General features: G+C 69.7%; 4 protein-coding genes and 1 pseudogene. 2 read left to right on the forward strand and 3 right to left on the reverse strand.

Features of this window, described 5'->3' with window-relative positions; genetic code table 11:
* Positions 1-502: MFS transporter (locus R6V09_RS46340; RefSeq protein WP_317887490.1), on the reverse strand; the 502-nt coding region annotated here is incomplete at its 3' end.
* Between the two features lie 76 nt (positions 503-578).
* Positions 579-1,607 carry a hypothetical protein gene (locus R6V09_RS46345; protein WP_317887491.1) on the reverse strand — a complete coding sequence of 343 codons (1,029 nt, stop codon included), beginning with the start codon at positions 1,605-1,607 and terminating at the stop codon, positions 579-581.
* 153 nt (positions 1,608-1,760) lie between these two features.
* On the opposite strand from R6V09_RS46345, the gene R6V09_RS46350 reads away from it, so the two are divergent.
* On the forward strand, positions 1,761-2,198 hold the full coding sequence (locus tag R6V09_RS46350; RefSeq protein ID WP_200710593.1) for a DUF4442 domain-containing protein: 438 nt from the start codon (positions 1,761-1,763) through the stop codon (positions 2,196-2,198).
* 67 nt (positions 2,199-2,265) lie between these two features.
* Here R6V09_RS46350 and galU read toward each other — a convergent pair whose 3' ends face one another.
* A complete protein-coding gene (galU, locus tag R6V09_RS46355; RefSeq protein ID WP_317887492.1) occupies positions 2,266-3,222 on the reverse strand; it encodes a UTP--glucose-1-phosphate uridylyltransferase GalU in 957 nt (318 codons plus the stop codon).
* 441 nt (positions 3,223-3,663) lie between these two features.
* Between galU and R6V09_RS46360 the strand changes: the two are divergent.
* Positions 3,664-4,640 (forward strand): annotated as a pseudogene (locus tag R6V09_RS46360) (hydrolase); the annotation flags it as partial.

Below are 4,640 nucleotides of genomic sequence, written 5' to 3' on the forward strand. Positions count from 1 at the left end.
CGCCGAGGGCCGCGCCGCCCAGTGACGCGCCCTGCATCGCCATCCGGAACACCGCGAACGCCCGGCCCGCCTGCTCCCCGCTCACCGTGGACATCAGCATGCCCTCGGCCGCCGGACCGAAGAACGCGTGCCCGGTGCCGCCGAGCGCGGCCAGCAGCATCATCTGCCAGAGGCGGGGCTCGCCGGTCAGGACGAGTACCGCGAAAGCCGCCTGGGAGACGCAGCTGAGGGCGTTGGCCGCGACCATCACACGGTGCCGGGGCACTCGGTCCGCGAGTGCGCCGCTGACCAGCAGGAACAGCACCAGCGGCAGCGTGCGGGAGGCGGCCACCAGGCCCACGTCACCGCTGTCGCCGCCCGCGTCCAGCACGGCGAACGCGGCGGCGATCAGCGAACCGCTCCCACCCAGACCGGTCGCCACCGCGGCGGCGGTCAGCAGCGTGTAGTTGCGGCCCGCCCAGTCGGGACGGTGCGGGGGACGGAGGGCGGCGGTGGCGTTCACCGGCCGACTATCGCCGCCCGGACCTGTCCCTGCCAAACGGATTTGCGGCCAGAAATGAGCCGAACGGCCAGCGCCGTCAGCTGGTGCTGCCCGTCGGATCCCCGTGCAGCCGTACGGTGCTGAGGATCTTCTGCACCGTCGCGTCGGGGATCTCCTCGCTGACGCCCTTGGCGCCGTAGAGGGTCCAGGAGACGAAGTCGCCCGCCGAGTTTTTGAAGGCGAACGTGGTCGCCTTGCCGTCGGAGGAACACTTGCCGCTCTTCGGCACGCCGGTCGTGTACGAGGTGGCGACGCTGCCGGCGACACCCGCCTTCGTCGTGTACGGCTTCGCCGCGCCGATCTTCAGGTACTTCTTGGAGGAGTCCTTCTGGTCCGTGTACCCGCCGAAGGCGAACGCGGCGGCGTCACCGCGCGCGGTGCTCGCGGTGTCCTTCGCGCCGTCCTCGCCCTTGGTGCCGCTCGACGCCAGCGACGAGGTCTCCGTGGTGCCGTCCTTGTTGTCGTCGGACTCGCACCACTTCTGCTTCAGGTAGGCGGGCGCAGAGAAGCCGATGTACGGGGAGCCGTCGCCCTTCACCTCGTCCTCGAAGAAGGTGAAGGTGCCCGGCGTGCCGACCTCCCAGTCGGCGGGGACGTCGAAGGCGGTGCCGTACTTCTGGTTGACGACGACCTTCCAGCCCGCGACGGTCGGCGTCTCGGTCTCGGTGCCGCGCGGGTTGTCGTCCGAACCGGAGGAGGAGGCACTCGGGTTCGTGGACGCCGACGGCGACTGGCTTGCCTTGTCCTTGCCGCCGTCCGCCTTGTCGTCCTTGTTCCCGCCCAGGACCAGGAATCCGGTCACCCCGGCGGCCACGACGACGGCCGTGGCGGCGACGATCGCGATCACCTTCGTCCGGTTTCCGCCACCCCCGCCCTGCGGCGGCTGCGGTCCGCCCGCGGGGCCCGGAGCACCCCACTGCGGTTGCTGCGTATAGGGGTTGGGCTGCTGGTAGCCGGGCTGCTGATACGGATTCGGCTGTTGGTACCCCGGCTGCTGGTACGGGTTGTGCTGCGGGTTCTGTTGCGGGTTCTGCTCGCCCCCGGGCGGCTGCTGTCCTGGCCACATGGGCAGTAACCCTAGTGCGACGTGGGACATGGTGGGGTCACCGGCCCTTGTCAGGGTCGTACCAACTCGGGGATCGGACGGTGTTTGCCGGCGCACAGGTCTGGCCGGAATTGGCTACTCATGGGTAACATGCCGCTCATGAGCGCAGATCAGATGTCCATCGGCGAGTTGCTCGCCGCCACGGTGCCCATGGTTCGGACCCTGAACCTGGAGTACCTGGAGACCAGTCCGGAGCGGGCCGTGCTGGCCCTGCCGGACCAGAGCGAGTACCGCAACCACGTCGGCGGGCCGCATGCCGGTGCCATGTTCACCCTCGGCGAGTCCGCCAGCGGCGCGATCGTCCTCGCCGCCTTCGGCGACCAGCTCTCGCGGGCCGTGCCGCTCCCGGTCAACGCCGAGATCGCGTTCAAGAAGATCGCCCTCGGCCCGGTGAAGGCCACCGCGACCCTCGGCCGCCCCGTCGCCGATGTCGTCGCCGAGCTCGACGCGGGCGAGCGCCCCGAGTTCCCGGTCACCGTCGCCATCCAGCGCGAGGACGGCGCAGTGACGGGCGAGATGACGGTCACCTGGACGCTCCGGCCGAACGGCTGATCAACTCGATTCCGCTACGAGGGCCCGGCCATCGCCCAAGGATGGCCGGGCCCTCGTGTGCGTGGGTTCAGGCCGCGATCCGCGCGCCCTCGCCGCTCTCGCTGCCCTCCAGCCCTGCCACGAACTCCTTGAGCCACGCGACGAATTCGGGCCCGAGGTCCTGGCGGTCGCAGGCCAGCCGGACCACCGTGCGCAGATAGTCGGCCTTGTCGCCGGTGTCGTAGCGCAGGCCCTTGAAGACGACTCCGTGGACCGTGCCGCCGGTGGCCAACTCCTGGAGGGCGTCGGTCAGTTGGATCTCGCCGCCGCGGCCGGGCGGGGTGCGCTCCAGGGTGGGGAAGATCGCGGGGTCGAGGACGTAGCGGCCGATGACGGCGTAGCGGCTCGGCGCGTCCTCGCGGGACGGCTTCTCGATCAGGCCGGTGACGCGTACGACACCGTCCTCACCGGTCGGCTCGACGGCCGCGCAGCCGTACAAGTGGACCTGTTCTTCCGGGACTTCCATGAGGGCGACCACGCTGCCGGCGTATCGTTCGCGGACCTCCAGCATCTGGCTGAGCAGGGTCTCGCGCGGGTCGATCAGGTCGTCGCCGAGGAGGACGGCGAACGGCTGGTCGCCGACGTGGTGGCGGGCGCAGAGCACCGCGTGCCCGAGGCCGAGCGGGTCGCCCTGGCGGATGTGGTGGATGTCGGCGAGGCGTGCGGGATCGCGTACGGCGTCCAGGCGCACGGTGTCGCCCTTGGCGGCCAGGGCCTGTTCGAGTTCGAAGGCGTGGTCGAAGTGGTCCTCGATGGCGCGCTTGTGCCGGCCGGTGACCATCAGGATGTCGTCGAGCCCGGCCGCCGCGGCCTCCTCGACGACGTACTGGATCGCGGGCTTGTCGACGACCGGGAGCATTTCCTTCGGCGTCGCCTTCGTCGCGGGCAGGAACCGCGTGCCGAGCCCGGCGGCCGGGACGACCGCCTTGCGGACCGTGGGGACGGGGGCGCGTGCGGGGGTGGCTGAAGAGTGGGGGGCGATCATGCGGCTCATGCTGGCCCATCGCGATGAGAGCATCCCGAGAGAAACTTCGGAGTTCCCTGTGCGCCTCTCCTAGTTCGCGGGAGAGCGGGAGCGGGAGAGCGGGGGAGTTGGAGATTCTGTGCAGACGCCTGTGGATACCGCCGGTAACCAATCTGAATTCACAGCGTTTTGAACATCGGTCACCCTAACTCCTTGTTTCCTGTCAGAGGCTTGTGCGAGTGTGAGCCACCTCATGAGGCCGGCTGTGAGAAGGCAATGGTCAGCGTCGTTTCTGACATCTCATAGGTATGCACCAATCAAGCACCTGCTTTCCGATGGTCGGGCATTCGTGTGCCGTCCTGCGGCTTGGAAGGAAATGGTCCCGTGCAATCCCCCTACCCCCCACGCCCGCCCTTCCCGCCTCGCCCCGGATCGAGTCCGGGGGAGTCGGACCGCAATCTCGTGGCGCAACTCGGCGAAAAAGCCGCGGGCACTCGTGCCGCCGCCCTGCTGCTCGCGCGCCACTGGCAGTCGACAAGTGAATATGCGGTCATCTGCCTTGCCACCGCCGAGAGTTCGGCGTCCATGGTGGCGAGCGCCGCCTTCCATCAGGTACTCGCCAGCCGGGTGACCGGTGGCGCCCTGCGGCCCCAACTCCTTGTGGCGGTCAGGGAGATGGTGAAGAAGTGGGCCGCCGATGAACGAATTCCCGAGCTGCTGCCGGAACTTCGTAAACCCACTGGCGGCCGAGGTCTACGCGCGGCGAGGCCCGGGACCTCCGAAAGGCGGAAGCTCGCAGAACGCGCTTTCGGCAAGCTGCCGGGCGCCTCCCAATGCCTGCTGTGGCACACCGAGGTCGAGGCCGAACCCATAACCGTACCGGCCGGTCTGCTGGGCGTGGACGAGGCCACCGCGACCGCCGCGCTGGATCAGGCGCGTGAACAATTCAGGTCGGGCTGTGTCCGTGCCCACCAGGAACTCGCGCCAACTCCGGAATGCCGCTACTACAACCGTCTGCTCGACGTCCCGATCCGCCGCGGCGGCAGTCTGTTGCCCGATGTGCAACGGCATCTCATGACATGCCGCTACTGCCGTTTCGCGGCGGAGCAGTTGAGCCATTTCGACGGCGGCCTCGAAGTGCTGCTCGCCGAGACCGTCCTCGGCTGGGGCGCCCGCCGCTACCTCGACTCCCGGCCCGGCCGCGCGACGCCCGGGAACCCCGCCCGTGCTGTCCGGCGCCCGATGGGCCGCCACCGCCCCACCCCGGACGGCCTCCTCGCCCTCCCGCGCAGACACCCCAGGGCGGCGGCCGTGGGTGTGGGCCTGACCTCCCTCGCCCTGCTCGCGACCGTGCTCGTCACCAAGGGCTGGACCGAGGGGGACGGCACGCCCGATCCGCACGTCACCTGGGGTGCGCCCAGCGGCAGTTCGACCCGCCA

It is taken from the genome of Streptomyces sp. W16 (assembly GCF_033194735.1).
Lineage (GTDB): Bacteria > Actinomycetota > Actinomycetes > Streptomycetales > Streptomycetaceae > Streptomyces.

Coding starts and splice junctions, on each gene's coding strand:
- R6V09_RS46345 (WP_317887491.1), bottom strand. CDS start 1,607: ATGTGGCCAGGACAGCAGCCGCCCGGGGGCGAGCAGAACCCGCAACAG.
- galU (WP_317887492.1), bottom strand. CDS start 3,222: ATGATCGCCCCCCACTCTTCAGCCACCCCCGCACGCGCCCCCGTCCCC.
- R6V09_RS46350 (WP_200710593.1), top strand. CDS start 1,761: ATGTCCATCGGCGAGTTGCTCGCCGCCACGGTGCCCATGGTTCGGACC.